Source organism: Shewanella nanhaiensis (assembly GCF_019457885.1).
GTDB classification, from domain to species: domain Bacteria; phylum Pseudomonadota; class Gammaproteobacteria; order Enterobacterales; family Shewanellaceae; genus Shewanella; species Shewanella nanhaiensis.
In genome coordinates this window covers 92197-116624 of record NZ_JAHZST010000008.1, presented here as the reverse complement: position 1 = coordinate 116624, position 24428 = coordinate 92197, and the positions used below count along the sequence as shown (strand labels likewise).

Below are 24428 nucleotides of genomic sequence, written 5' to 3'. Positions count from 1 at the left end.
GAACAAGGTGAGATAACTTGTCGGATAACAAGTTGAAGGTATCTTTCTAGCTTCGTTTCAGTGGGCTGATTTGATACTTGCCAGTATTCTGCATACCAATATTTCAGTTTTATCTATAGCTTGCGGCTCACTGAGTGTGCGGAAGATAAATCTAGCCAGCCATTATTAATCAACAACATAACGGCTCTACTGTCGATGTTCAATATTCTTACGACACAAAAGCTTCTCTAACTCTATGAAGTAGATTCTTAAGCTGGTATATGACTGAAAATAGTGATTTTAGTGCTGGAATGATGAATTTTAAATGTGGAGAATTCATCCATGCTATTTGCCATGGACTCTTTAGCTGCTGAGGTTATTTAAATAGATTAATCAGCTTGAAAGTGCAGACAACTTTTTGAGAAATGCCGTCGACGTTTTTGAAGATGCTCACAATAGCGTGTTAACGATTGTGTTTCCCCTACTGGGCCATGAAACAGTTCCCCAAACTCTGAGGTCAGTTTTATCCAGTTGTCTGATGAAATATTTAATCTCGTCAGTATCTTTGTGCAACTTTTAGATATTGAGCCGCGCTTATCATCACGGATAACTCTACCCGTTTCATCAACTAACTCTAGATAATCCTTCAGTGCGAAATTTATTCCCTTGGTCTGATTGAGCCGCTCATCTCCAATAAAAGGGAGTAACTTAGTGGGTTGCTCACCTTTCAACGCAGCATTAACTCTAAGTTGTATACTGGTGTGGTCTGAATTCTCAAGTGTATCAACCATTTTGGCTCTAATCGGATTGAGTTCGACATAAGCCATGCAAGCTAATACAGCGGCTTCATCAAGCAGGGCTTGGCTTTTAAAGCGACCTTCCCAGAAATGGCCTGTGCAGTTATCTTCGATATTGGCTTTTCTTGCTATCGGCTCATTAAGGCAGCGCATAAACCAACTAATATCACACAATCTTGAGCGGTAAGTGGCAACAAGGTATTTTAATTTAGCCACTTGGTGCTCTTCTATCACTTCACCCTTAGCAAAATTTTGTGTAATTTCAGTACCATTAAACAGCTTATGCCACTGCTCAACTACCGTTCTATCTGACCATCTATTCACTGTTTCAATGTCAATATAAAGCACGACATGTAGATGATTGCTCATCACGGCATACGCAGCAACATCAATTGCAAACACCCCCGCTAATTTCAGTAACTGGGATTCGACCCAATCACGCCTGTGGTCATAGTTTTTACCTGTGAATTTATCATCCCCTAGCAGCATGGCACGTCTAGTCACTCTGGAGCAGCAATGGTACCAAGGCGTGTCTTCAATACTTATCTGGGTTCTTCTGGGACGAGGCATGGTTAACTCCTACTAGTTACCGATAACTAAAGCTTAGTAGGAGGTGTGGAATTTACGTAATTAACTATGCCTGTCCTCTTTATTTCCTGTCCTCTTTATTTCCTTTTGTAAAGAGGTGTTATGTCATCAAAGATAGGACAGGCAAAGATAGGACTGGCGTAACTTATAGACTATGCAAAAACCTCTCATATTAGCTTTTCTATAGCCAAAGCTTTACGTGTTAGCGGTTTACCCAGATAAGTCAAAATCGAAGAGATACTCTTGCTTAAAATCAGCAGGTGTAGATGCGGCTACGAGTTTTGGCAGCATGGAAGCTGCCGTAAAGCCCACAGGGATGTGCTAGTGGCGTCTCGTAGAAGTAACTGCACATACCCCGCTGTAGGCGATAGATAACAATGAAGATATGAGCTTCAATAACCTAACCAAATACCAATTCAGATAAAAGTTAATAAATAGGAAATGAAATTAACCTTCATTTGAAGGCCAACAAGCTAGATCCTGAAACTAGTTCAGGATGACGGCTAACACATAGAAAATGTAATCAGCCTTCATTCAAAGGCAAGTTACTTATGCCCCCAAGGTACCGGCGGTAAGTCAACCGGTTTGGAGAGGTCAAAATCAACTCTAAAATCACGGTTTTCGCGTGTTAGGCGGTAAGTAAACTCTTGTGGTTTGATATACATATGCCACACGTTAGTGACAGACACATCTAAGCCGTTCTCTCTGAAGTTATTAATGGAGTAGGCATCGACAGGGAAAGATTGCTCAGTTGCACTGCCCATCGTCGCTGTCATGCCGCCATACAGGGTGACCTTATCTTCGCTGCCATCTTTATGGCGATGATCGTGAGCTAAATGAAGTCCGTGTTGAGTCTTAGTGATAACCCAAGTACGGGAGTGATCGTCACCCACATGAAACGGCACTTTAAGCTCATTGTCGCTGCACTCACGTACATGCATAACCAGCTTTTTACCGCTGAAGGATGAATCTGCCGAAGTAGCCCCTATGACAGTGCCTTCATAGGCCTTACCACAATGGGCGGCGATGCTATCAAAAAAAGCACTCTGCTCAGCTGTTATTGCCGCAGCAGGCAGCGCAAAACAGGTCGCAGAGAGGGCCAAAATCTGTGGGTATTTTTTCATTTTAATTATCTTCTCCATCAATTTGATCAAAAAGATTACCACAAAGGAATAAATTTAAACTGAAACTCACCACTAAATTTTTCCAGCACTTACCCGACTAAAGGCCAGCTTTAACTGCTCCACAAACCGCCTTAATACCAAAGGCAGTTGTTGCTGGTAAGAGTGAAGCGCAAAAACATCTCGAACCTCTCCTTGATAATCAGGCAGTACTCGCTGCAGCACTCCTGCGTTGAGAGCTTCACGCACGAAGATTGAGGGCATCAGGCCGATACCAACACCGCACTTCACACTATTGATCGCACTGATAGAGGTGTTCACCCTGAACTGTTTATCACTGCTAAACAAAATCCTTTTCCCTTGCTGATTCTCAAGTACTGCTTGCTGCTGCCAAGGCAGGGTGACAATATTTTGTAGATTTAGCTCTTTATCGTTAACACTGTTTTTTGCTAAATACGTTGGAGATGCCACTAAAATACTGTCTAACCTGCCGATCATTATGGCGTGGTAAGCACTGTCTTTTTGCGGCCCTACCGAGATAGCCATGTCCAAGTTTGCCTGTAACAGATCTAGTCTTTCATCGCTAAAATTCAGCTCCGGTACTAACTTGGGATACTCCTGACAAAGTTGAGCGACGATAGGAGTAATTAAGCTCGACTCGAACGCGTGGGGAGCAGTGATGGCAACACGACCTGATGGTGCCTGCTCTTGAGACCTCACCTCTTCAACCGCTGTCGATAGTAGATCCAACAGTTGCTCACTTCGCTGCGCTAACTGCTCACCTACAACAGTCAAATTTAGCTGTCGAGTACTTCGGTTAAGCAACCTAACACCGAGATCCCCCTCCAATTGGCTCACATACTGACTAACCGCCGACTTGGTATGACCTAAAGATTCCGCTGCTGCTGTAAAGGAGCCCCTCTTGATCACCTCATCGAATACCAACATCTGATATGCCAATCGCCTTTGTTCATTTTTTATGAACATTTATTTCACCATCAGGCTAATTATTAAGAGATGAAATAACAATAAACTGCTCGCCATAGGAAAACAAATGAATTAATCGGAGAAACATCATGAGTCAATCAGTACGTCAATCAGTTATGCAAGCGAGCCGTGAGTGGGTAGCGAATTTTAATCAAGGTAATGTGCAAGCCTGTATAGAGCGTTACCAAGCAGAGGCGATCATGCAGGTCTCTCCATTTGGTCGTTTCAACGGCATTGAGGCGATAGCAGGGTTTTGGAGTGAGTTCGCTAAAAGCGGCCCAACTAAACTGGTTTATCGCAATGTAGAGATTAAAGTGCTCAGCGATAAGCAAGCTATCTTGTCTGCCAACTGGTCGATGAATATTGCCAGCGGTTTTATCAGTAAGGAGCTATGGACACTAAATGATGATGGTCAGTGGTACTTAGAGGAGGATGACTTTAGCGTACTAACTCAGCTCGCCGCACCACTTGATGAGGACAAGCGAACCGCTCTGGTACTTGTCGACCTACAAAGCGACTACTTCTCAGGTGGGCGCTTTCCACTAGATAACACTGACATTGCCACCCAACACGCAAAAACCTTACTCTCACATTTTAGAAAAAATGCGCTGCCAGTGATCCATATTCAGCATATTTTTGAAGATGACAATGCCCCCTTCTTTACCGCCAATACCCCAGGAGTAGAGATTGAAGCAAGCGTCGCGCCGTTGGCCGATGAGCCCCTTGTGGTCAAACATCAGATAGACAGCTTTATCGATACCTCTCTTGAGCAGACCTTAGTTGAGTTAGGAGTTGATAAACTAGTGATAGTTGGCGCTATGGCCCAAGCTTGTGTGCAAACCATCACTCGCAGTGCAGTGAACAAGGGCTATAGTTGCGAAGTGATAAGCGATGCTATTGCTGCGCCATCTCTAACCTATGGCGATGATCAGTTCAGTGGGGAGCAGTTAGTTGCCGCGAATCTATTATCTCTCTCATTTGGCGGTGCAAAAGCCATCACATCGACCCAATGGTTAAAAAATAACGCTTAACTCGCATGCCTTAATTCAGTTGAACTGAGTAGAGTTGGGCTTAATCGAACCAGGCTGCGCTCTTTTCTGCAGCCTGGTTTTTAACTGTGTCATCCACATACATGGCCACCATCGCCAGTGCCGCGGCTAATGCCCCAAGATCATCGGTAAACCCAACCATAGGCGTGAGATCCGGTATCGCATCCAGTGGCGTAATAAAATAGGCAAGCGCACCGAAAATAATCGTCTTAGCCCATTTGGGGGTATCAGGTCTTTTCGCTGCATAGTACAAACACAAGGCATTATCGATCACCTCTCGTCCCGCTTTCACAGCAAACTGCTTCACCTTAAGCCAGAAGCCCTCTTCGCTATAGCCATCAGTTACCGCATTATCTGAATTATCTGAATTATCTGAATTATCACTCATCGAAAGCTCCTATAGTTCATCGCTGATGTTTAGGCGTGGTGCCCCAGGCATTTTTCTTCGGCGGCCGCTTAGACCCAGCAGAGTTTTTAGCCTGTCCGTTACCTCCCTTACCTGCGCCCTGTTTACCGACACCACCTGACTTTCCACCTCTGGGTTTGCGATCGCTAAATTGATCTTCTGAGAAACGAGTTAATGCTTTTTGGCCACCAGTACTCTTGCTGCTCTTATTGCCGTTATTTTTTCCCTTATGACGCCTAGCTTCACGCTCCTGACGAGATTCAGCAGGGACCAAACAATTTGCTCCACTGCCAATTAACTTCTCTTTGCCCATCTCAATCAGGGCTTCACGGATCATAGGCCAGCCAGCTTCATCGTGGTAACGCAGCAACGCCTTGTGCAACTTACGTTGACGCCCCTTTTTAGGCACCGTCACTTGTTCACTGGTGTGCTTCACATTTTTAAGAGAGTTCAGCTCAGTGTGGTAAATGGTTGTCGCATTTGCCATGGGCGATGGATAGAAGTTTTGCACCTGATCTAGCTTGAACTTCTCCCCCTTCAGCCATAAAGCCAGATTGACCATATCTTCGTTGGTCGTTCCTGGGTGCGCCGAGATAAAGTAGGGGATCAGGTACTGCTTCTTACCCGCTTCTTTCGAATATTTATCAAATAGCTCTTTAAACTTATCATAGGTTCCCATGCCCGGCTTCATCATCTTATTCAGCGGGCCCTCTTCGGTATGCTCTGGGGCGATTTTAAGGTAGCCACCCACATGGTGAGTCGCGAGTTCCTTCACATAACGTGGGTCTTCCGATGCCAAGTCATAACGCACACCCGAGGCGATTAAGATCTTCTTAATACCTGGCACATCACGTGCGGCGCGATAGAGATCTATGGTCGGTTGATGATCTGTATCCATATGGCCACAGATATCCGGGAAGATACAGGAGATACGACGACAAGTTTTCTCCGCCTTCTCACTCTTACAACCCAAGTGATACATGTTAGCAGTCGGGCCACCGAGATCAGAGATCACACCAGTAAATCCAGGCACTTTATCTTGAATATCTTTAATCTCGTTCACAATCGACTCTTGTGAACGACTTTGAATGATCCGCCCCTCATGCTCGGTAATGGAGCAGAATGAGCAACCACCGAAACAACCACGCATGATATTGATTGAGGTCTTAATCATGTCGTAGGCAGGAATAACCTCTTTACCGTATGAAGGGTGAGGCACACGCGCATAGGCCAAGCCAAATACACCATCCATCTCGTCGGTATTGAGCGGCCACGCAGGTGGATTTACCCAAATAGCGCGTTCGGCATGCTTTTGAAATAGGGCCCGGGCACAACCTGGGTTCTGCTCCTGATGCAAGATCCGCGATGCGTGAGCATAGAGATACTTATCACCTGAAACTTTCTCAAAACTTGGCAGCAAAACATAGGTCTTCTCCCAAGGCTTAGGTCTAGCAGGTTGAACACTGATAGCTTTAGGCGCATCGTTATCAAATATCTTCACATCCGATGGGCCAGAGAGATTTTTACAACCCACATCGTCGGCGCCATAGGGGTGAGGGATCGGGTCTATCTTATGAAGTTGATCGATTTTGCGCGAGTCCATCCCTTTCCAACCAGAAAGGGGCTCTTTACGGATCACTGTGGTGCCGCGAATATTATGCAGCTCAGAGATAGGTTCACCATCGGCGAGACGATGTGATAGCTCCACCAACGGACGCTCGGCATTACCATAAACTAAGATATCAGCCTTGGCATCTAGAATAACACTACGGCGAATTTTATCGGACCAGTAATCGTAATGTGCAATACGGCGCAGGCTAGCTTCGATACCACCTATGACAACGGGCACCTGTTTATAGGCTTCTTTACACCTTTGGGTATACACAGTGACGGCGCGATCGGGACGTTTACCACCAATATTCCCCGCAGTGTAGGCATCGTCATGACGCATACGGCGCTCTGCCGTATAGCGATTGATCATCGAGTCCATATTTCCCGCGGTCACACCAAAATAGAGATTCGGCTTGCCCAGCTTCATAAAGTCATTTTTATTTGACCAGTCAGGCTGAGAGATGATCCCCACTCTAAAACCCTGTGACTCAAGCATACGACCAATAACAGCCATGCCAAAACTGGGATGATCTACATAAGCGTCACCGGTCACTATGATGATGTCGCAACTATCCCAACCTAACCTATCCATCTCTTTACGAGACATAGGTAAAAATGGGGCTGGTCGCTTCATTTCAGCGCGATACTTGGGATACGTAAATAACGTAGATTCAACTTGCATGTGTGTTATAGCCTGACTATTAAAACATAAAAAATAGGAGAAACATCGGCGCCCACGGCGTTATCAAGAGGATGAATAATAGACTCACCATTGATAAATGGGACGCGGATTATAGCAGGAGAAGGGTGACAAAGGCGAACAAAAAACAACCAGCCGAGCGGTTTTAAGCGCTAAAGAACCGCTTTTATTTGGTAGTCTTATACCCAAGCTACCTCAAGATGCTCGTTTCAGAGCTCCCGTAGGATAGCTGAACAAGGCAGTGATTGAGGATAATGGTTATTCCCTTGTTGATATCACTAACGCAGTGCAGGGATTCTACGGGAACTCCCGAAGGGCATGGCGAGAAGCAACATTTTTCTGTGTTATGAAATATTGAATTAGAATAACTAGTCCTACTATTTCATGCCTTGAACTCTGTCACTTCTCGACATGCTGAATCCTGCATCTTGGAGTAGTTTGGGTATATTCATAGTGAGGATGTTTACCCACACGGCAGTTAGGACAATATCCTTTATATCTGGCTATAAACAAAATACCCAAGATTGATCCCCGCAAGGATTAATATCATCAACCAGCTTAGTAGGCCGCCCCAAAATCTACCTAAGTGATAACCCCCCTGCCCCTTGGTCAATCCAATGGCATGAAGCACTCGTCCAATCACCCACATGATCCCCAGCAGATGCAATGCCACAGGGGTTAATCCATTAAGTTCAGCCACAAGCAGCAACGCCATAGCAATGGGGGCATTTTCAATTAAGTTGGCATGCACTCGACCTGCAATTCTCAGCTCTTTATTGTCTGAGCTACCTATGCCTATCTTATGTTTACGGCGCAGCTTAACCACCCGCATGGCAAACATCACCACTAAGATGGCAGTAATACTGATATATAACCCGGAGATTGCAACTGGCATATGTTTCCCTGTCTTATAGTTAAGATCTGTTGATACAACAGCTTTTTAACCAAGATGACAACTTATCTTATGGAAGTAAATATTTTCCATTCGATTAACCTTTTTTCCACAAATTGGGTTACTATGCGCTCGTTTGATAACACCTCATTTTTTGATGCCAATTTTAACAACAACGGACCTTGCCAGTGGACACTCAGGATTTTTTAGTAAAGCGTCGCTTTATCATAAAGTTAGGAAAGTATCTCCATAAGTTTGGTACCCCAGCTTATCGACTCGAAGCCCACCTTCAAGCCGTCTCTAACTTCCTCGATTTAGAGGGCTATTTTCTCATCTCACCCACCGCGATGACATTTGTGCTTCAGCGTAACGACGAGCAGGAGTATAACCATGTCGCTAGGGTTAAGCCTGGCGAGCTTGATCTGGGCTCCTTGGCAAGAACCGATGAGCTGGTTGAGGAGTTGGTATCAGGTAAGAGAACCCTAGATGAAGCCTTAGAACGACTCGATGAGATAGCCAACAAACCCAACCCCTATGGTTCGCTACTAACCCTGTTGGCATTTGGTAGTTCAGCAGGGGCTTTCGCCATGTTGATGGGGACCAGTTGGAATGATGTCTTCTGGTCGGCGCTCTTAGGCTTTATGGTCTATGGACTGGTGTATCGCGCCGAACGCTCCAAACGCATGGCGGAGATGCTCGAGCCTCTAGCCGCCATCTTGGCCGCTATCATCACCTGCGGGATCTCACAGTTCGATCCCAGCATCAACATTCCTGTAGTGATCCTCTCCGGCATTATTGTCTTTGTTCCCGGCTTAGCACTCACCTTGGGGTTAGCTGAATTAGCGGCGAGGGATCTTATCTCAGGTACAGCGCGCATTATGGACGCCTGTATGCTGCTATTTAAGCTCTACTTCGGCGCTATTTTTGGCATGGTTGTCGGTACTGCTATTTTTGGCGAAGCGATCTACTTTGAACCAGAGCCTCTTCCCCAGATAGCCGTTTGGTCAGCTGTGCCCATCTTATCCATGGCGCTGGTGATCATCTTTAAAGCCCGTATGAAGGATTCACCCTGGGGAATATTGGCAGGTATTGTTGCTTTTTGTTCATCTATGCTTGGCGCAATCTATCTCGGCGACTCTATCGGGATCTTTTTTGGTGCCTTTGCTGTCGGAGTCTACTCCAATCTTTTTGCCCGTTGGATGAAAGCACCAGCCTCTATCGCACTACTTCAAGGCATAGTGATCTTAGTCCCTGGCAGTAAAACTTATATCGGGCTAAACACCCTGATCTTGGGTGAGACCATGCTAAATCAATCCCATATTGGTACCCAAATATTCCTGATATTTATGTCGCTCGTTGCAGGGTTAATCTTTGCAAACGTTGCAGTTTCTCCCAGAAGAACTCTCTAGCATACCACTAGCAGTGAGCTCAAAACTCACTGCTAGTGCTTAAAGTAAATCATCAGCTTATTTTCATTTCTACCTTGACTAACTCGCCAGCTAGGTGTGTTATTAATACTAGCTACATTAAATATTTAGTAAATTTGGTATTCGTTTAAACAAGTCTTTTGCCTCGCCGTAAATACACGCTTTTTCAGCAAGGATGTATCTAACGTGACATACAAGACCTCTTTAGTTTTTATCAGTATTAGCTTCTTAGCTGCTCAAACGGGCTTAGCTGAAGAGAGTGCGGAAAAAACTGAAGCCTTTACCGAAAAAAAGTCACTGCATAAAATCATTATCACTAGTCATCCTATCTTCGATGAATCCGCTACCAACAGCTTTTTTATTCATGACTGGGCAAATTATCTGCATATCAATACTCGCGAATCCACCATTTTAAATAAGCTCACCTTCGATGAAGGGAGCCGTGTTAGCCAGAAGGATATTGAGGAAGCCCAGAGAAACCTGAGGTATGAACCCTACATTCGTGATGCAAAAATCACCTTCGTCGAGCGCGCACCCGATGCTGACGCCCCAGATGAGGGGGAAGTTGTATTAGTGGAGACCTGGGATAACTGGTCACTGCTACCCACAGTGAGCTTAAGTCGCAGCGGAGGAGACACTAAATATTCAGTCGGCTTGAAGGAGGATAACCTACTTGGTTACGGCATACGAACACGGATAAAATATAAGTCTGACAGTGAAAGAACAGGCTATAAATTGTCGGTGCAAGCACCACTGGATAACCTCATCAAACACTCGACCATAGCCGCCAGTTACCATGACAACAGTGATGGTCAGGCGACCCAATTTAGATTTATTAAACCTTTCTACACACTCGATGCCAACAATATGTATGGCTTTAGCTACAGCGATGACCTCAGAACCGATACCATCAAACAAAATGGCATGGATATTAATGAGTTTGAGCACAAGCAGGACTTTTTTAATCTTCAATATGGTTGGCGTATCAATAAAACGGCTAATTCGCGTACCCGCCTCATTACTGGTATCACCCGCAATAAGAGTGAGTTTGCCAATCAGGATAAGTTCCCAGATTCAGAGCTTCCCCAAGACAGAGACTTCCTCTATCCATGGGCCGCTTATGAGTACCTGCAGGATGACTATAAAGTGCTGCAAAATATTCACTTAATTAACTACAACGAAGATATCAACCTAGGTTGGCACCACTATCTCAAGCTCGGCCTTGAAACCCAAGACTTGAGGGACTCTTCACTTGGTTATCATATCAACTGGAAAACAACCCGAGGCTATCAAGATAATGGTGATCTTCTCCTGCTATCCTTCGATGGAGCAGGAATTTTTGCCACTGCTCAAAAAGACTTTTACCAGATCAATGCAAAAGCTGAGTATTTCTATCGCATCAATCCTAAGTGGACCGCCTACGCTAAGACCCGCTTAAGCACCTCAAAAAATAACTATCTAGACAAGACCTTTGCTCTAGGGGATGAAACTGGTATTCGTGGCTACCCCAATGACTATCAACATGGGGATAATCAGTGGCTGTTTTCCGCCGAGATACGCCACTACCCCAATATCAATCTCTATCAATTAGCAGAACTTGGCTGGGCTGCATTTGTTGATGTAGGGCAAGCCAGTGGTGGCCCCGATGACAACAACGAAGTGTCAGAGCCTATCGGCAGCATAGGCATTGGTGCCCGTATCTACTCATCACGCTCAAGTTACGGCAACGTTGCCCATATTGATATCAGCGTACCTTTCACGTCAGGCACTGAGGTCAATAGCTGGGAATGGCGCTTTCAAGTACGAAATCGTTTTTAACTATTTGCTTATAAGCTATGGTAAATTAAATAGAATTTAGTTAGCACCTAGGCAAAAAATGATGAAAACAGTTGTGATAACCGGAGCAAGTCGTCGATTAGGTCTCTTTCTAGCTGAGCAGTTTATTGCCAGAGGTGATAGGGTTTTTGCAATATCACGAAGTGCCTCTAATGAGTTTACCTCCATCGATTCAGCAAACTTTCATGCAGTTCAAATCCATGGTTACGATAAGCTAGGTGTTGAGCAAGCTGTTACAGCCATAAAATCACAAGTGAGTCATATCGATCTGCTGATCAATAATGCTTCTGTCTTTGAAGCGGATCCAGAAGACAATCAAGAGATTGAATCTAAACTGACCCTTTTTTTTCAGATCCATATGCTCTTTCCTAGCCTATTAACCCATGAGCTAGCCTCCCTTCTCTTTGATGAGAAGACACCCGGATTAGTGGTGAATATGACAGATATCTACGCAGATAATCCTAGCCAAGAGCACTCACTGTATTGTTCCACTAAGGCGGGACTTGAGAACCTCACACGCTCCTTCGCCAAAAAGTTTGCACCAGGCGTACGCTGTAACTCAATTATGCCAGGACCACTTAAGTTCCTTCCTGAACATAGCCAAGCACAAAAAGAGCAAGTGCTTAACGCCACACTTCTCCCCTTCGAAGCCGGATTTAATCCTGTATTTCAAACCATAGAGTTTATTCTGGCTAACCCCTTTGTGACCGGAACCGCTATTAAGGTTGATGGAGGCAGATCCATCTGCCGAGGATAAATGATTAAACTAGTGGGAGTGCCCCTGAGAGAGGTTAATCATCATCACACCACCTGCAACCAGCAGCATGCCTATCCAAGCAGTGGTATCGAGATGCTGTCGATATAGGAGCGTCGACATCAGGGTTACAGTCACGATTGCAAGGCCCGCCCATAGAGCATGAACTATGCCTACAGGCATCCCTTTCATCGCCTGTCCTAAAAAGATAAACGCCGTCAGATGCCCCAAGATAACGAGGGCTGCGGGAAGTGGACGAGTAAATCCGTCGGTAGCCTTGAGTGCAACATGTGATAATGCCTCAGCAACTACACCCAATATTAGAAAAATCCAACTCATGTTCAACGCCTTAAGTAATAACAGGGTAATCCTGCTGTTTGGGTCTCTGTTTTAGCTATTATATTTCTATTCTGCTGAATGATAATTAAGGTGATTTGCAAATCACTTTTACCACCCAGTAATAATTATATATAAAAAAAGGTGCCGTCATTACTGACGACACCTTTCATATAAATTATAACAGGAGCTTACTTCTTTAAGTGCTCAGCATGAAAACGCAGGTGGTTCTCGATATAGCTAGAGATAAAGTAGTAACTGTGATCATAGCCTTCACGGATGTTCAAGGTTAAAGGGTAACCGCTCACGCTCGCTGCAGCTTCAAGCATTTCAGGCTTTAACTGCTCAACCATAAAGTTATCACCATCACCTTGGTCCACTAAAGCTGGTACAAAGCTTGTCGCCTGACGCATAAGCACACTAGCATCATAATCAGACCAAGCTTTAGTATCTCGACCTAAATAAGCTGTAAATGCCTTCTTGCCCCAAGGACAATTGATCGGATTACTAATAGGACTAAACGCCGACACAGACTGATAGGCGTCACTGTTTCTCAGTGCAATAACCAAAGCGCCATGTCCGCCCATAGAGTGTCCTGCGATCGAGCGCTTATCACTAACTGGGAACATAGATTCAATCAGCTTTGGCAGCTCATCAACGACATAGTCATACATCTGATAATGGCGGCTCCAAGGTACCTGAGTCGCATTAACATAGAACCCCGCCCCTTTGCCCAGATCGTATCCTTCATCATCGGCTACATCATCGCCTCTTGGGCTGGTATCCGGTGCAACAATAGCGATACCAAGCTCAGCTGCCAATGCCTGCGCCCCAGCTTTCTGCATAAAGTTTTCATCAGTGCAGGTTAAGCCAGATAACCAATAGAGTACCGGTACTTTCTCACCATTTGATGCTTGTGGTGGCAGGTAGATGGCGAATCGCATCTCACAATTTAAGACACTGGATCTGTGGCTATACTGCTTATGCCAGCCATCAAAACTCTTATTCACACTCACATTTTCAATTGTCACGCTTGGGTCTCCTACTGAGTTTGCAATCATGCAAACTCAGTTGACAAAGGGGATCAATTTCGAGGTTTAACAATGCCTAATTCAGCTTATTACTTATCGAAATGGATAACAGTACGTATGCTCTTACCTTCGTGCATAAGGTCAAACGCTTCATTTACCTGCTCAAGTCCCATAGTGTGAGTAATAAAGTCGTTTAACTTAAACTCACCCGCCATGTAGCGTTCAACATATTCAGGTAGCTCAGAGCGGCCTTTAACACCACCAAATGCGCTGCCTTTCCATACGCGACCAGTAACAAGTTGGAATGGACGAGTAGAGATCTCTTGACCTGCGCCAGCGACACCGATAACCACAGATTCGCCCCAACCTTTATGACAACACTCAAGTGCTGAGCGCATCACGTGAACATTACCGATACACTCAAATGAGTAATCAACGCCGCCATCAGTCAACTCAACAATCACATCTTGAATTGGCTTGTCATAATCTTTTGGATTGATGCAATCAGTAGCACCTAGTTTACGGGCTAGCTCAAACTTGCTTTCGTTAATATCGATAACAATGATGCGAGCGGCTTTAGCCATAGTTGCACCAATAACTGCCGATAGACCGATACCGCCCATGCCGAAGATAGCGACTGTTGAGCCCTCTTCAACTTTAGCCGTATTCATTACAGCGCCCATACCAGTAGTTACACCACAACCTAACAGACACACCTCTTCAAGTGGCGCTTCTGGGTTAACTTTAGCCAATGAAATTTCAGGTAGTACAGTGTACTCAGAAAAGGTAGATGTTCCCATGTAGTGGAAAATATCAACGCCATCTTTAGAGAAACGAGTCGTGCCATCTGGCATTAAGCCTTTACCTTGGGTTTCACGGATCTTCTGGCAAAGGTTAGTCTTACCAGACTTACAGAATTTACATTCACCACACTCAGGAGTGTAAAGAGGGATTACGTGATCGCCGACCTGAACGCTAGTAACGCCTTCGCCGATAGATTCAACGATTCCGCCGCCTTCATGGCCTAAAATACATGGGAAGATACCTTCAGGATCATCACCTGATAAAGTAAAAGCATCGGTATGACAAACGCCTGTTGCGATCATCTTAATACGTACTTCACCTTTTTGTGGTGGCATTACATCTACGATTTCCATAGATAATGGCTCACCCACAGCCCAAGCGACTGCTGCTTTTGATTTAATTGTTTGTGCTGTCATTGTTATATCCTAAATATGTAAATTAAAACGTTTCTATGAATCTATGGTAAACATTATATCTAGTGCGATTAAATTGATAATACCCTCTAGATGCAAATGACTTTTACCACATGGTAATAATGATATTATATTAACGCTCGATGTGAGCGAAGGGTGATGGCCTAAATGCCTTGGTTCTTTGCAAGAACCTAAATCCCCCTATCTTAACTGGCTATCTTTCCCCGCACGCCGGTTAAAATTACTAAAACTTTTAAATTGCTTATCAGCTTCCTGCTGACAACTGACACAGAGACGAACTCCAATAACGGCTTCTCTTCGCGCCTGTGGAATGGGGCAGTCACACTCCTCACAATAAAGTAGGCTTTGACCAACCGGTAACCGACTTCTGGCTTGAGCAACACCATCATCGACACTGTTATCGATCTGATCTTGTACCGCACCATCTCTAGACCAACCACCAGCCATTTTAACCTCCACTAATGTTTAGCTATACGCCCAAGTAACCAAGAAGGCAATACACACATCTACTGATCTATTGGCCTCAAATAGATAAATCAAACCTGAAGCGACTGCCTATCCGATAACAAACATTATATTCAACTCTGTAAGAATGATAATCCCCGATAATTACAAATGACTTTTACCTTTTGGTAATAATAGTCATCAATATAAAACCTTGTTTCTTCCCCCTTAGTAAGCTCTCTTAGACGCGACTCCACGCTCCCTCTATAGCAGATACAAAAAAAGCGCCGAAGCGCCTTTTTTTACTCATAAACCAATTGATATTACGCGCTCTTAGCAAGATGCACAGCAATTGCATCCATTAACGCAGGTGATAAACAGTCATATGGCTCAAGACCTAAATCTTTCAAGGTTTGACGAACATCTGCCATAGAGTCTGCAGCAGCGCCTGATTCTATGATTGAAGAGACAAACGCAGCAAACTCAGGTTGAGACCATCCCTGCTCTGATGATAGTTCGGTGTGTACAAAATCCAATCCATAAAAGGGGTGAGCAGCATTCTCAATGCGGCCATACATATGGGTTCCACACTCTTTGCAGGCGTGGCGTTGGATAGCGGCAGACTCATCGACTATCATCAATTTATCAGCATTGTTAATCACTTGAACATTATCACGTGAAACAACGGCGATTTGAGCAAATAAAGCTCCCTCTGGTTTCCAACATTTGCTGCAACCACAAACGTGGTTATGAGCAGTTTGAGCCGTAACTGAAACTTCAACTCGTTGCGCCTGACATTGACACCCTAAAGTACCACCGGAAAAGCCTTCCTGGCTCTGAGTAACTCCATTATCAACTTGTGGGTGAATTAACACTTTCATAAAAACTCCATGGATCTTCCCTAGTAAACAGCTCTTTGAGCTGTAGCCCTAGTAATCCAGTAAAATAACTTAATATTAGAAGCAGGTGACTTGAATGCTTGTCCTCTTCACTGTTGTTAAAGAGCTAACAACTCGACCCTGCTATTGACGTTATGATTTCGGAGTAATGCCTACGTCATTTCGATGGACAGAATTATATTCCTCATTCAAATAATGATAATCCTAATGTTTTGAAAAAATCTTTTACTAATCAGTAATAATTTAGAAAATGTGAAAAACAATAAAACCTTGAAAATATAACAACTTAATCAAACCTCCATAGTGAAAACAACAATTGCATTTATTGAAGATTCGGAGATAATCACAATAGAGAAAACAGTCCGGTAATTATTATGTTCAATTGGGAAGGCATCAGTGAGTTTGTTGCAGTTGCAGAGGCGGAGAGCTTTACTAAGGCTTCACAACGCTTGGGGATCTCCACCGCACAAGTTAGCAGGCAAGTCAGCGCATTAGAAACCCGCTTAGCCACAAAGCTGTTTCACCGCACTACCCGAAAAGTCTCCACCACAGAGGTTGGAAGAGTCTATTACCAGCACTGCAGGCAGGTCTTAGATGGACTAGATGAAGCTGAACGTGCCATCACCAATTTGCAAAGTGCACCGCGGGGATTACTCAAAATCACAGCACCAGTAACCTATGGAGAGATGACGATTGCCCCACTTATTAATGATTTTGCCGCCAAGTATCCAGAGCTAGAAGTAAAGATAAACTTAACTAATCAGAAACTTGACCTGATCGACGAGGGCTATGATCTGGCCATCAGATTAGGCCAACTTGAAGACTCAAGCATGATGGCCAAGCGATTAAGCTCTCGCACTCAGTATGTTTGCGCCTCACCTAACTACCTTTCAACTTTTGGTATTCCTCACTCTCTTTCAGAGCTTGAGCAACACAACTGCTTATTGGGAACCATGGACTACTGGCGATTCGAAGATAATGGTAAAACTAGAAATGTTAGGGTAAAAGGGAATCTAAGCTGTAACAGCGGTCACGCCTTAGTCGACGCTGCAATAAAGGGAATTGGAATAATCCAGCTCCCCGACTACTACCTACAATCCTTCATTGAGGATGGACAACTGGTACCGCTGCTGGAGCAAAACCGCTCACCAGAGGAGGGTATTTGGGCACTCTACCCACATAATCGGCATCTATCGCCAAAAGTACGCATGTTACTGGATCACTTAACTCAAGCTTTGGCATCCCAAAAGTAAGCTGAGTTCATTCAACGTATAAGTAGCAAACTAAAAGCACTCCTTTTACAGGCGAGTTTTATAGCTGGGCATTAAAGTGCTGAATAAGAGCGGTATAACACTGGCAGACAATATCTGCTTGTGATGCATAGTCGGGTATTAAATCTGGACTATAAAGCACGCTTTTAGTCCCTGCATTTCGTGCTGTTTGCAGATCATAAAGATAGTCCCCAATAAACAAAATATTAGCCGGTTCAAGCTGCCATTGTTCGCAAATCAACTCTACACCTTCGGGGTGAGGCTTAGCTTTGGCATCAAATCGAGTCAGCACCAAGTCCATCTCTAACCCAAGGTTTGCTAAAGTAATCCCAGCGGCCTGAGGAATATTGCGCGTCAGTATCGCTTGAGGCAGCTTTAAACGCCTAAATAGTGCAACGAGTTGCTCAGCACCAGCTACCCAAGTCGCACGACTTGAGCTTTCAAGCTCATAACGCGTCACTATCTCTTTTGTTTTTGATGCAAGTACCGGTTCTGTTATCGACTCCATATGAGCAAGAATATCGGTCCCTGACTTTAAACCAAGCTCACGCCTCAATCCCTCAAAATCAGGATTAGAATCCGCAAGAGTGCCATCTAAATCGAAAATTACACCTTGAATATGACTGAAATCAAAGTGGGTATTCACCCTAATACTCAATGTTACTTATCCCTATTTGAGTCGATTAATTCAATATTTTTAAATGATAAAGCGAAATCACCGGCTTGTTTATCTGCCAATAAAAATCCTACTTGCTTAATATCGGCATAATTTAGCTGTGGAGCGTCAAGAGTACGCCCGCGATACACAGGTATAAAATCATCCGCTTTAAACTCAATACTAACCCATCTATCCTTCTCGGTTTTAAATGGGTGTGAATATGAAAAAGAGTCCCAGCTATCATCGGTTCTCAGCCTTAACTGATAAGTCCTACCATCACCTTTCACATGAATCCGAATAAGGTTAAGTTCACTAGGTATCACCTGACTAATGGATATTCTGGTAGAGGCAAAACCACCATTTTGCTCGAGTGATAAATGACCACTAAAGGTTGCAATATCTGCACTGATATCAAGCAGGCTGTTAGAAACGCCTCCCATAACGGTATCATTAATTAATTTCCAATCAGTGGATTTTTGCTCACTGAGCGCCACTAAAGGTGTCATTGACATTCCCTCATCAGAGATTACACCGAATACCGGCAAAACTGCCCCCATCAAGGTAATTGAGAGTAACCTCCACTTTGCAAACCAGCAATTTAAATGACTATAACTATGGCTACGAGCTCTCAGTTTTACTGGTGGCATGGCGATAATCCATTGTTAAACGAATAAGGCAATACGTTGTAAACCATTAAATGGTTTACATTAACGGCAATTAACTCGCTTATTTTCTCAGGAAACCAGTCATAGCTTGGATTATTACGATTGAGCAAAAGTGATTTACCTTTTCGCCTAATTGTTCCAATTCGAACCCGAATTATAATGGCCGCCATCAGATACGCCTCCCAACTCTCCGCAAAGTCTTAATACCAGTTCGTATAAAGATCTGCTCGCTCAGTCGCTAGGCCAAAAATTCAATGTTAATCACGCTGCTTTTTAGCTGCGTTAAGGAAATATTATGTCTCGTGTTGTCATCGTTGGTGGCGGCGCTGCCGGGCTGGAACTTGCCAGTCTTTTAGGTCGTTCAGTCAACAAACAAGATGAAGTTATCTTAGTCGAGGGGGAGACACACCACTACTGGAAGCCTAGGTTCCATGAGATCGCGGCGGGCACGTTCGATAACGATCTCGATAGTCTCTGCTACTTCAGCCATGGAGCCAAAAACGGTTATCGCCATTATCAAGGTAGAATGACAAATATCAATCGTGAAGAGAAGCAGTTGGTTGTCTATAAACCTAACGGTGAGACAGACACATTAGCCTATGATTATTTGGTGATCGCTGTCGGTGCTATCAGCAATGACTTTGCCACCAAAGGGGCACTTGAACACAGTCTATTTCTGGACACTCCAGAGCAGGCAAGAGAGAGCTGGCAACAGATAAGCGCACTACTTCGTTCTGGAGAGCAGCGCACCATCAATATCGTCGGTGCAGGGGCTACAGGACTTGAGCTTGCCGCAGAACTTGCCAAGGTTAGCGGTAAACTAGAACGTAACCCACATGCAGCAAGACTGACAATCAACTTGATTGAAGCTGCAGATAGAGTATTGCCAAACAGCCCATTAAAGATGTCTCAGCAAGCACAATCAAGATTAGAAAAGTTCAACGTAAACCTGCTGCTCAACACTCGTATTGCCAGTGTCGATAAGCAAGGAATGACCACCAGCGAAGGGATAACGTTAGATGCCGATCTACAGTTTTGGGCTGCAGGGATAAAAGCCCCTGATTGGCTTAAAAACATAGGCGGTCTCGAGAGTAACAATGCAAACCAGTTAGTGGTGCAGCAAACCCTCGCGACAACACAAGATCCTAGCATCTTCTCCCTTGGAGATTGTGCTGCAATTCCTCAAGCCGATGGCAGTACAGTGCCTCCTAAGGCTCAGGCGGCTAATCGCGCCGCAGTGCACTTAGCAAAAAGTCTGCTTGGGTTAATGCAGGGGAAAACTCTCACGCCATTTGTCTACAAAGATGGTGGCATGGTGGTAGCTATCGGTCACAACTACGCTATTAGTACCATGATGAATGACAGGTTAATTTTGAAGGGACGTTTAGTCAGACGCCTCTACGACACCATCTTCCGTCTACACCAAAAGACGGTCAGCGGTTTCTTAACCATGTCTAGGCTCATCATAGCTAAGCGTTTAAAGTGTATCTTTCAGCCTAACTAACAATACCAATCAGTATAATAATTGCTATCACAATTGGTATAAATGAAAAAGCCCGTATGCTTAACAGCATGCGGGCTTTTTTAGGCACTTAACAAATTACAAGGTTAACCCCAACTCATCCAACACACTCTGTAAATGTGTCATCGCTTCATCGCTGGGGCCAGGGTAATCACCGACAATCGGCACATTACCTAGATAACCGATATCTTTTACGCCCGCGGGACTACAGAAAAAACAGGCCAGCACTAAGCGCCTAAAATCTGCAAAGGCTTTAGCGGATCTAACAAACTCCTCACTCTGCATCGCTTTTTTATAGGCGATATCATCGATTATTGCTAACTGCTGAGAAGCCCTCACATCAACAAACAGGTTATCGAAACGTCGTCTAGCCTCCTCATCTAGCCATGCAAGCAGATGTAGAAAAGAGACCCTATCCTGCTGTTGCTGCTCATAGGGGGCACTCACCCACTCATCGAGCAGGTCTGGCACTTTCACTTCACTGGCAGAGGGCGCCGCCCCCTCTCTTGGCGCAACGATATCGGCAAGTACAGCAATGAAGGTAAGCTGCGCTGCCGTTAGTGTTCTGGGCCATGATGCTCTTGGTGCGATGATTAGGTTTGGATCTTTTCCATAGCCAGTGGCATTAATAACTGGCAGATCCAACTGCGGCCAATGACCTTTGGCTAACTGACTCTGAGGCGCTAATGCTTGACTACTGCATGCGGTCAGCCCTGGAAACGCCGCCGTAACAGAGAGTGCACCAATCCACTTGATCGCATCACGTCTGCTTAAGGAAGCGAGATAAGGTTTTTTGCTTGAGTATCGCTCTTTTACTAAGCTCATTTTACAGCTCCCCCTTATCTAGCTGTCTCGCTAACCAAGTGCTGTTTCTCATGGCCAATGTCATGATGGTTAAGGTGCAGTTTTTATGGGGGTTAGATGCAAACACACCAGCATCCATCACAAACAGATTACTGCAATCCCAGGTTTGCCCCCATTGATTGGTCACAGACTCTGTTGGCGAGTCTCCCATACGGGTGCTTCCTACCTCATGAATGATCTGCCCCCCCTTTAGGATCGCATCTTCCGCTTTGGGTAGAGGTTTATCGAACTTAGCCCCCATGGTTTCAAGGATCTGACGGGCGGTCTTTAAACCATGCTCAACCTGTTTAAGCTCGTGCTGAGACCATTTCCAATGAAACTTGACCACAGGAATGCCCCACTGATCCTTCACATCCTCATCGATCTCCATATAGCAATCATCATTGGGCAGCATCTCTCCCCTCAGCGCCAATCCCACATAGGAGCCATAGGCTTGCTTTGTTATCTCTTTTAACGGCTTTCCATAACCATCGAGATCGCCACTCACCCAAGAGCTCGGAGCCCTAAAGCCTGATCCTATCTCGAAATGATAACCACGAGGAAAGGCCATCGCCTTTTTCTCCTGCATCTTATGCCCCCACCAGGGGATAAACAGGTGATTTGCCGTGTGACCATCTTCATTGTATTTAGGACGCCCTTCAAGAGCTGGAATGTGGGCGCCATAGCTCACACCAGTTGAGTCCATAATATTTCTGCCCACATGGCCACTTGAGTTAGCTAATCCATTTGGATGTGATTCACTTTTAGAGTTAAGCAGTATGCGTGCAGACTCACAGGCACTCGCTGCAAGAATGATCACCTTGGCATCCAATCTATGGGCTTGTTTGGTTTTCTTGTCGATATAGGTCAGGGCATTGACCTTACCTTTCTCATCGACATTGACCTCTTTCACCATGGCATCGGTGATCACAGTGAGCAGCCCCGTCGCTTGCGCCATCGGGATCAAAGAGGTTGTCGTTTGAAATGCAGCGCCAATGGAGCAACCACGACCACAAGGAGTGGCATAGAAACACGCTTGGCGATCATCTTTTGGGCGAGTGAGAACAGCACGATGCATAGGCGCCGTGGGGATACCCAACTTTTTCGCCGCAGCCGAGACAAGCAGCTCAGGCACACGGGGTTTAGGTGGTGGCTGTAATACGCCCTCAGGAGAATCTGGCATATCATCTAAACCTGTATTGGTACCACAGATCCCAACCAAGGCTTCAGTCTCATCATACCAAGGCGCCAGATCCCAGTATTCGAATGGCCAGTCAGCACCTAAACCATCACGACTAAAGCCTTTAAAATCATGTTCACTAAATCGCAGTGAGTAGCGCCCCCAATGGTTAGTTCGCCCCCCTAACATACGAGCACGCCACCAGAGAAACTCACTCCCCTCACCTTTAGTGTAAGGCTCTCCCGGTACCTCCCAGCCGCCATCAACGGTTGCATCATAAAAACCAAAGTCTTTATCTGAGTTACCCGCGCCGAGCAGTGGTGCATCGAAGTTACTCTTGAACATGGGGGTTTCTGTTTTTGGATCGTAGTCTCGCCCCGCCTCTAACATCAGCACTTTACGTCCCGATTTTGTTAATGTGTAAGCTGCCATGGCACCACCTGCACCGGAGCCAACAACAATCACATCATAATCATGACCATTAATTTGCCCTTCCATCATTACAGCTCCCTCAGTTTGATGTTTTTAAACCAAACTGGATCGCTATGATCCTGCAAACCAATATGCCCCTGTGATGCCTGAGCAAAACCAGTCCAAGTGCTGAACTTACTCTCGGCAACTAAGTTATTCCATTTTTCACTGCCAACAATAATCTCGGCCGTTAAGATGCCATTTTGCCAAACAGATAAGCTGTTGTTATACATATGGATGCGCACCATATTCCACTCACCAGCAACTCTGTGAGAAGCTGGCGGTGATGCCTGAATATCATAGATTGAACCCGATAGATGGGAGTCTATTTTATTATCCGCATGTCTTTGATTATCTAAGATCTGCACCTCTATGGCATGGGAATAAATCTTGGGGCCAAGTTCATCGGCCAACACAAAGATGCCGCTATTGCCAGCTCGGGATATCTTCCACTCCAGTATCAATTCGAAGTTCTTGTAGGCTTGTTTAGTGAGAAGATCGCCTCCTCCACCACCTGAGAGATGAATACTATCTTGATCGATAACCCATTTAGGGTTCACTCCCTGCTGCTTAAAGTTGCGCCACTGGGACATATCTTTACCATTAAACAGCAGTTGCCACCCAGCCTCTTTCTCCTTTTTTGATAGCTGGTTATCAGCAGCAATACCTGCCGTTGCCACTGCCGATAGCAGTAAGGCAGCAACAACCTGTTGCCACCGACTCTTGATACATACTCCCCTGATACTTACTCCCCACTTAGCCATTGCATTCCCTCACACAGTTAAACTGTTTTTATCGCTATTTTATTAATGTTTTTTATAGTTGTTTTAATATGTTATCTAAGCCCAGCTTCGACTTTTCCACCGCTTGTAGCGGGGTTAATCCATTAGGATACTCCTCCTGCTCTACCACTAACCACTGGGTACCACCAACAGCGATATTTGCCTTTGTCAGTGCTAACCAATCTATGGTGTCCTGACCTATGATAGGCAGCTTTCCCTCGACCCCTTCTGGTAGTTTCACCTTATAGTGCGTGGTAATAGTTCTACCTGGGTAGCGCTTCACATATTCAATGGGATCCCGCCCCGCATAGGTAGTCCAACCAACATCTTGTTGAAGAATCACATCTTGCATCGTATTTTTAGCCAAGTAGTCCCAAAAAGTGGTGCCCTTAAAACCATTAAACTCATGTTCATGGTTATGGAAACCAAATTTGATCCCTAAAGGTTTTAGCTTAAGCGAGATACGATTAAGCTCATTAACGACAAAATCTATCCCCTTAGGATCCCAAGCCCTCTTGTCCCACCCTACAATTAATACTTTCGCCCCTAACGCTTGGTAAAACGCTACGGTTTCAGTGAAACTCTCATCATTGAGCTGCTCAAAGGAGACATGAGCACCACTGGCCACCATGCCTAATGAATCTAGGTATAATCTCAACCCATTGGCATCCCTATTAAATGGGCCAAAATCTCCGGCAAACTCAACACCGTCAAACCCCATTTGGGCCAGCGCCTCAACAGTGACTTCAAAATCATCTTTAAGTTGATCTTTAACTGACCAAAGCTGAACGCTCACCTTTGGCGGCGTTAGGCTATACGCCTCATGGGCCATACTTGTTGTTGAGGTAACCATCAAAAATCCTATTAAGCCCGTTAATATTAAGCTTGTTAATACAGTCTTCACGAATGCTCCCTTAGCTATGCTCTGTAAAATGATGAAT

At 44.9% G+C, this 24428-nt stretch carries 23 protein-coding genes; 6 read left to right on the top strand and 17 right to left on the bottom strand.

Annotated elements, in window-relative coordinates; translation table 11 throughout:
- Positions 1 to 368: 368 nt before the first annotated feature.
- The 3 genes from K0625_RS12745 to K0625_RS12735 all read right to left on the bottom strand — a co-directional run bounded on the left by K0625_RS12745 (position 369) and on the right by K0625_RS12735 (position 3472).
- Positions 369 to 1346, bottom strand: a complete 978-nt coding sequence (locus K0625_RS12745; protein ID WP_220110043.1) for a transposase — start codon at positions 1344 to 1346, stop codon at positions 369 to 371.
- Between the two features lie 563 nt (positions 1347 to 1909).
- Positions 1910 to 2494 (bottom strand): hypothetical protein, encoded by a 585-nt coding sequence (locus K0625_RS12740; protein WP_438944503.1) that lies wholly within the window; start codon positions 2492 to 2494, stop codon positions 1910 to 1912.
- A gap of 66 nt (positions 2495 to 2560) precedes the next feature.
- A complete protein-coding gene (locus K0625_RS12735) occupies positions 2561 to 3472 on the bottom strand; it encodes a LysR family transcriptional regulator (RefSeq protein WP_232847076.1) in 912 nt (303 codons plus the stop codon).
- An 89-nt stretch (positions 3473 to 3561) separates the two neighbouring features.
- Here K0625_RS12735 and K0625_RS12730 point away from each other — a divergent pair, with 89 nt between their 5' ends.
- On the top strand, positions 3562 to 4503 hold the full coding sequence (locus K0625_RS12730) for a cysteine hydrolase family protein (RefSeq protein ID WP_220110041.1): 942 nt from the start codon (positions 3562 to 3564) through the stop codon (positions 4501 to 4503).
- A gap of 40 nt (positions 4504 to 4543) precedes the next feature.
- Here the strand turns inward: K0625_RS12730 and K0625_RS12725 are convergent, their stop codons facing one another.
- The 3 genes from K0625_RS12725 to K0625_RS12715 all read right to left on the bottom strand — a co-directional run bounded on the left by K0625_RS12725 (position 4544) and on the right by K0625_RS12715 (position 8133).
- Complete coding sequence (locus tag K0625_RS12725; RefSeq protein WP_220110040.1) at positions 4544 to 4909, bottom strand: YkvA family protein; 366 nt, start codon at positions 4907 to 4909, stop codon at positions 4544 to 4546.
- A 16-nt stretch (positions 4910 to 4925) separates the two neighbouring features.
- Complete coding sequence (locus K0625_RS12720) at positions 4926 to 7220, bottom strand: YgiQ family radical SAM protein (RefSeq protein WP_220110039.1); 2295 nt, start codon at positions 7218 to 7220, stop codon at positions 4926 to 4928.
- 511 nt (positions 7221 to 7731) lie between these two features.
- Positions 7732 to 8133: an MAPEG family protein gene (locus tag K0625_RS12715; RefSeq protein ID WP_220110038.1), complete on the bottom strand. Its 402-nt coding sequence runs from the start codon at positions 8131 to 8133 to the stop codon at positions 7732 to 7734.
- Positions 8134 to 8318: 185 nt separating this feature from the next.
- Here K0625_RS12715 and K0625_RS12710 point away from each other — a divergent pair, with 185 nt between their 5' ends.
- The 3 genes from K0625_RS12710 (at position 8319) to K0625_RS12700 (ending at position 12150) form a co-directional block, all read left to right on the top strand.
- Positions 8319 to 9539 carry a threonine/serine exporter family protein gene (locus K0625_RS12710; protein WP_220110037.1) on the top strand — a complete coding sequence of 407 codons (1221 nt, stop codon included), beginning with the start codon at positions 8319 to 8321 and terminating at the stop codon, positions 9537 to 9539.
- Positions 9540 to 9743: 204 nt separating this feature from the next.
- Positions 9744 to 11375 (top strand): ShlB/FhaC/HecB family hemolysin secretion/activation protein, encoded by a 1632-nt coding sequence (locus K0625_RS12705; protein ID WP_220110036.1) that lies wholly within the window; start codon positions 9744 to 9746, stop codon positions 11373 to 11375.
- A 58-nt stretch (positions 11376 to 11433) separates the two neighbouring features.
- Complete coding sequence (locus K0625_RS12700; RefSeq protein ID WP_220110035.1) at positions 11434 to 12150, top strand: SDR family NAD(P)-dependent oxidoreductase; 717 nt, start codon at positions 11434 to 11436, stop codon at positions 12148 to 12150.
- Between the two features lie 9 nt (positions 12151 to 12159).
- On the opposite strand, the gene K0625_RS12695 is transcribed toward K0625_RS12700, so the two are convergent.
- The 5 genes from K0625_RS12695 to gfa all read right to left on the bottom strand — a co-directional run bounded on the left by K0625_RS12695 (position 12160) and on the right by gfa (position 16077).
- A complete protein-coding gene (locus K0625_RS12695; RefSeq protein WP_012323025.1) occupies positions 12160 to 12486 on the bottom strand; it encodes a DMT family transporter in 327 nt (108 codons plus the stop codon).
- 188 nt (positions 12487 to 12674) lie between these two features.
- Positions 12675 to 13514 carry an S-formylglutathione hydrolase gene (fghA, locus tag K0625_RS12690; protein WP_333473850.1) on the bottom strand — a complete coding sequence of 280 codons (840 nt, stop codon included), beginning with the start codon at positions 13512 to 13514 and terminating at the stop codon, positions 12675 to 12677.
- Positions 13515 to 13603: 89 nt separating this feature from the next.
- Positions 13604 to 14734: an S-(hydroxymethyl)glutathione dehydrogenase/class III alcohol dehydrogenase gene (locus K0625_RS12685; RefSeq protein WP_012323023.1), complete on the bottom strand. Its 1131-nt coding sequence runs from the start codon at positions 14732 to 14734 to the stop codon at positions 13604 to 13606.
- 198 nt (positions 14735 to 14932) lie between these two features.
- Positions 14933 to 15199, bottom strand: a complete 267-nt coding sequence (locus K0625_RS12680) for a DksA/TraR family C4-type zinc finger protein (RefSeq protein ID WP_220110034.1) — start codon at positions 15197 to 15199, stop codon at positions 14933 to 14935.
- 320 nt (positions 15200 to 15519) lie between these two features.
- A complete protein-coding gene (gene gfa, locus K0625_RS12675) occupies positions 15520 to 16077 on the bottom strand; it encodes an S-(hydroxymethyl)glutathione synthase (RefSeq protein ID WP_220110033.1) in 558 nt (185 codons plus the stop codon).
- Positions 16078 to 16469: 392 nt separating this feature from the next.
- On the opposite strand from gfa, the gene K0625_RS12670 reads away from it, so the two are divergent.
- Positions 16470 to 17348: a LysR family transcriptional regulator gene (locus K0625_RS12670; RefSeq protein WP_220110032.1), complete on the top strand. Its 879-nt coding sequence runs from the start codon at positions 16470 to 16472 to the stop codon at positions 17346 to 17348.
- Positions 17349 to 17406: 58 nt separating this feature from the next.
- On the opposite strand, the gene K0625_RS12665 is transcribed toward K0625_RS12670, so the two are convergent.
- Both K0625_RS12665 and K0625_RS12660 read right to left on the bottom strand, forming a co-directional pair.
- Positions 17407 to 18024, bottom strand: coding sequence for an HAD family hydrolase (locus tag K0625_RS12665; RefSeq protein WP_220110031.1), 618 nt, complete (start codon positions 18022 to 18024; stop codon positions 17407 to 17409).
- Positions 18025 to 18026: 2 nt separating this feature from the next.
- Positions 18027 to 18671: a CIA30 family protein gene (locus K0625_RS12660; protein WP_220110030.1), complete on the bottom strand. Its 645-nt coding sequence runs from the start codon at positions 18669 to 18671 to the stop codon at positions 18027 to 18029.
- A gap of 313 nt (positions 18672 to 18984) precedes the next feature.
- Here K0625_RS12660 and K0625_RS12655 point away from each other — a divergent pair, with 313 nt between their 5' ends.
- Positions 18985 to 20193 (top strand): NAD(P)/FAD-dependent oxidoreductase, encoded by a 1209-nt coding sequence (locus K0625_RS12655; RefSeq protein WP_220110029.1) that lies wholly within the window; start codon positions 18985 to 18987, stop codon positions 20191 to 20193.
- Positions 20194 to 20289: 96 nt separating this feature from the next.
- Here K0625_RS12655 and K0625_RS12650 read toward each other — a convergent pair whose 3' ends face one another.
- From K0625_RS12650 to K0625_RS12635, 4 genes are read right to left on the bottom strand one after another with little or no spacing between them, the layout of a single operon-like run.
- Positions 20290 to 21036, bottom strand: a complete 747-nt coding sequence (locus tag K0625_RS12650) for a gluconate 2-dehydrogenase subunit 3 family protein (RefSeq protein WP_220110028.1) — start codon at positions 21034 to 21036, stop codon at positions 20290 to 20292.
- A gap of 1 nt (position 21037) precedes the next feature.
- Positions 21038 to 22735 carry a GMC family oxidoreductase gene (locus tag K0625_RS12645; protein WP_232847073.1) on the bottom strand — a complete coding sequence of 566 codons (1698 nt, stop codon included), beginning with the start codon at positions 22733 to 22735 and terminating at the stop codon, positions 21038 to 21040.
- Entirely contained in the window at positions 22735 to 23469 is a 735-nt protein-coding gene (locus K0625_RS12640; protein ID WP_220110027.1) for a 3-keto-disaccharide hydrolase, read from the bottom strand. Before K0625_RS12640 ends, K0625_RS12645 begins: the two co-directional genes overlap by 1 nt.
- Positions 23470 to 23521: 52 nt before the next feature.
- Positions 23522 to 24391, bottom strand: a complete 870-nt coding sequence (locus tag K0625_RS12635; RefSeq protein ID WP_438944501.1) for a sugar phosphate isomerase/epimerase family protein — start codon at positions 24389 to 24391, stop codon at positions 23522 to 23524.
- Between the last annotated feature and the right edge of the window lie 37 nt (positions 24392 to 24428).

Bases quoted from the DNA above. Each gene is read 5' to 3' on its own strand.
- K0625_RS12655 (WP_220110029.1), top strand. From the start codon at position 18,985: ATGTCTCGTGTTGTCATCGTTGGTGGCGGCGCTGCCGGGCTGGAACTT.
- K0625_RS12650 (WP_220110028.1), bottom strand. From the start codon at position 21,036: ATGAGCTTAGTAAAAGAGCGATACTCAAGCAAAAAACCTTATCTCGCT.
- K0625_RS12685 (WP_012323023.1), bottom strand. From the start codon at position 14,734: ATGACAGCACAAACAATTAAATCAAAAGCAGCAGTCGCTTGGGCTGTG.
- K0625_RS12695 (WP_012323025.1), bottom strand. From the start codon at position 12,486: ATGAGTTGGATTTTTCTAATATTGGGTGTAGTTGCTGAGGCATTATCA.
- K0625_RS12670 (WP_220110032.1), top strand. From the start codon at position 16,470: ATGTTCAATTGGGAAGGCATCAGTGAGTTTGTTGCAGTTGCAGAGGCG.
- K0625_RS12700 (WP_220110035.1), top strand. From the start codon at position 11,434: ATGATGAAAACAGTTGTGATAACCGGAGCAAGTCGTCGATTAGGTCTC.
- K0625_RS12715 (WP_220110038.1), bottom strand. From the start codon at position 8,133: ATGCCAGTTGCAATCTCCGGGTTATATATCAGTATTACTGCCATCTTA.
- K0625_RS12680 (WP_220110034.1), bottom strand. From the start codon at position 15,199: ATGGCTGGTGGTTGGTCTAGAGATGGTGCGGTACAAGATCAGATCGAT.
- K0625_RS12745 (WP_220110043.1), bottom strand. From the start codon at position 1,346: ATGCCTCGTCCCAGAAGAACCCAGATAAGTATTGAAGACACGCCTTGG.
- K0625_RS12730 (WP_220110041.1), top strand. From the start codon at position 3,562: ATGAGTCAATCAGTACGTCAATCAGTTATGCAAGCGAGCCGTGAGTGG.
- K0625_RS12660 (WP_220110030.1), bottom strand. From the start codon at position 18,671: ATGCCACCAGTAAAACTGAGAGCTCGTAGCCATAGTTATAGTCATTTA.
- K0625_RS12725 (WP_220110040.1), bottom strand. From the start codon at position 4,909: ATGAGTGATAATTCAGATAATTCAGATAATTCAGATAATGCGGTAACT.
- K0625_RS12735 (WP_232847076.1), bottom strand. From the start codon at position 3,472: ATGTTCATAAAAAATGAACAAAGGCGATTGGCATATCAGATGTTGGTA.
- gfa (WP_220110033.1), bottom strand. From the start codon at position 16,077: ATGAAAGTGTTAATTCACCCACAAGTTGATAATGGAGTTACTCAGAGC.
- K0625_RS12640 (WP_220110027.1), bottom strand. From the start codon at position 23,469: ATGGCTAAGTGGGGAGTAAGTATCAGGGGAGTATGTATCAAGAGTCGG.
- K0625_RS12720 (WP_220110039.1), bottom strand. From the start codon at position 7,220: ATGCAAGTTGAATCTACGTTATTTACGTATCCCAAGTATCGCGCTGAA.
- K0625_RS12645 (WP_232847073.1), bottom strand. From the start codon at position 22,735: ATGATGGAAGGGCAAATTAATGGTCATGATTATGATGTGATTGTTGTT.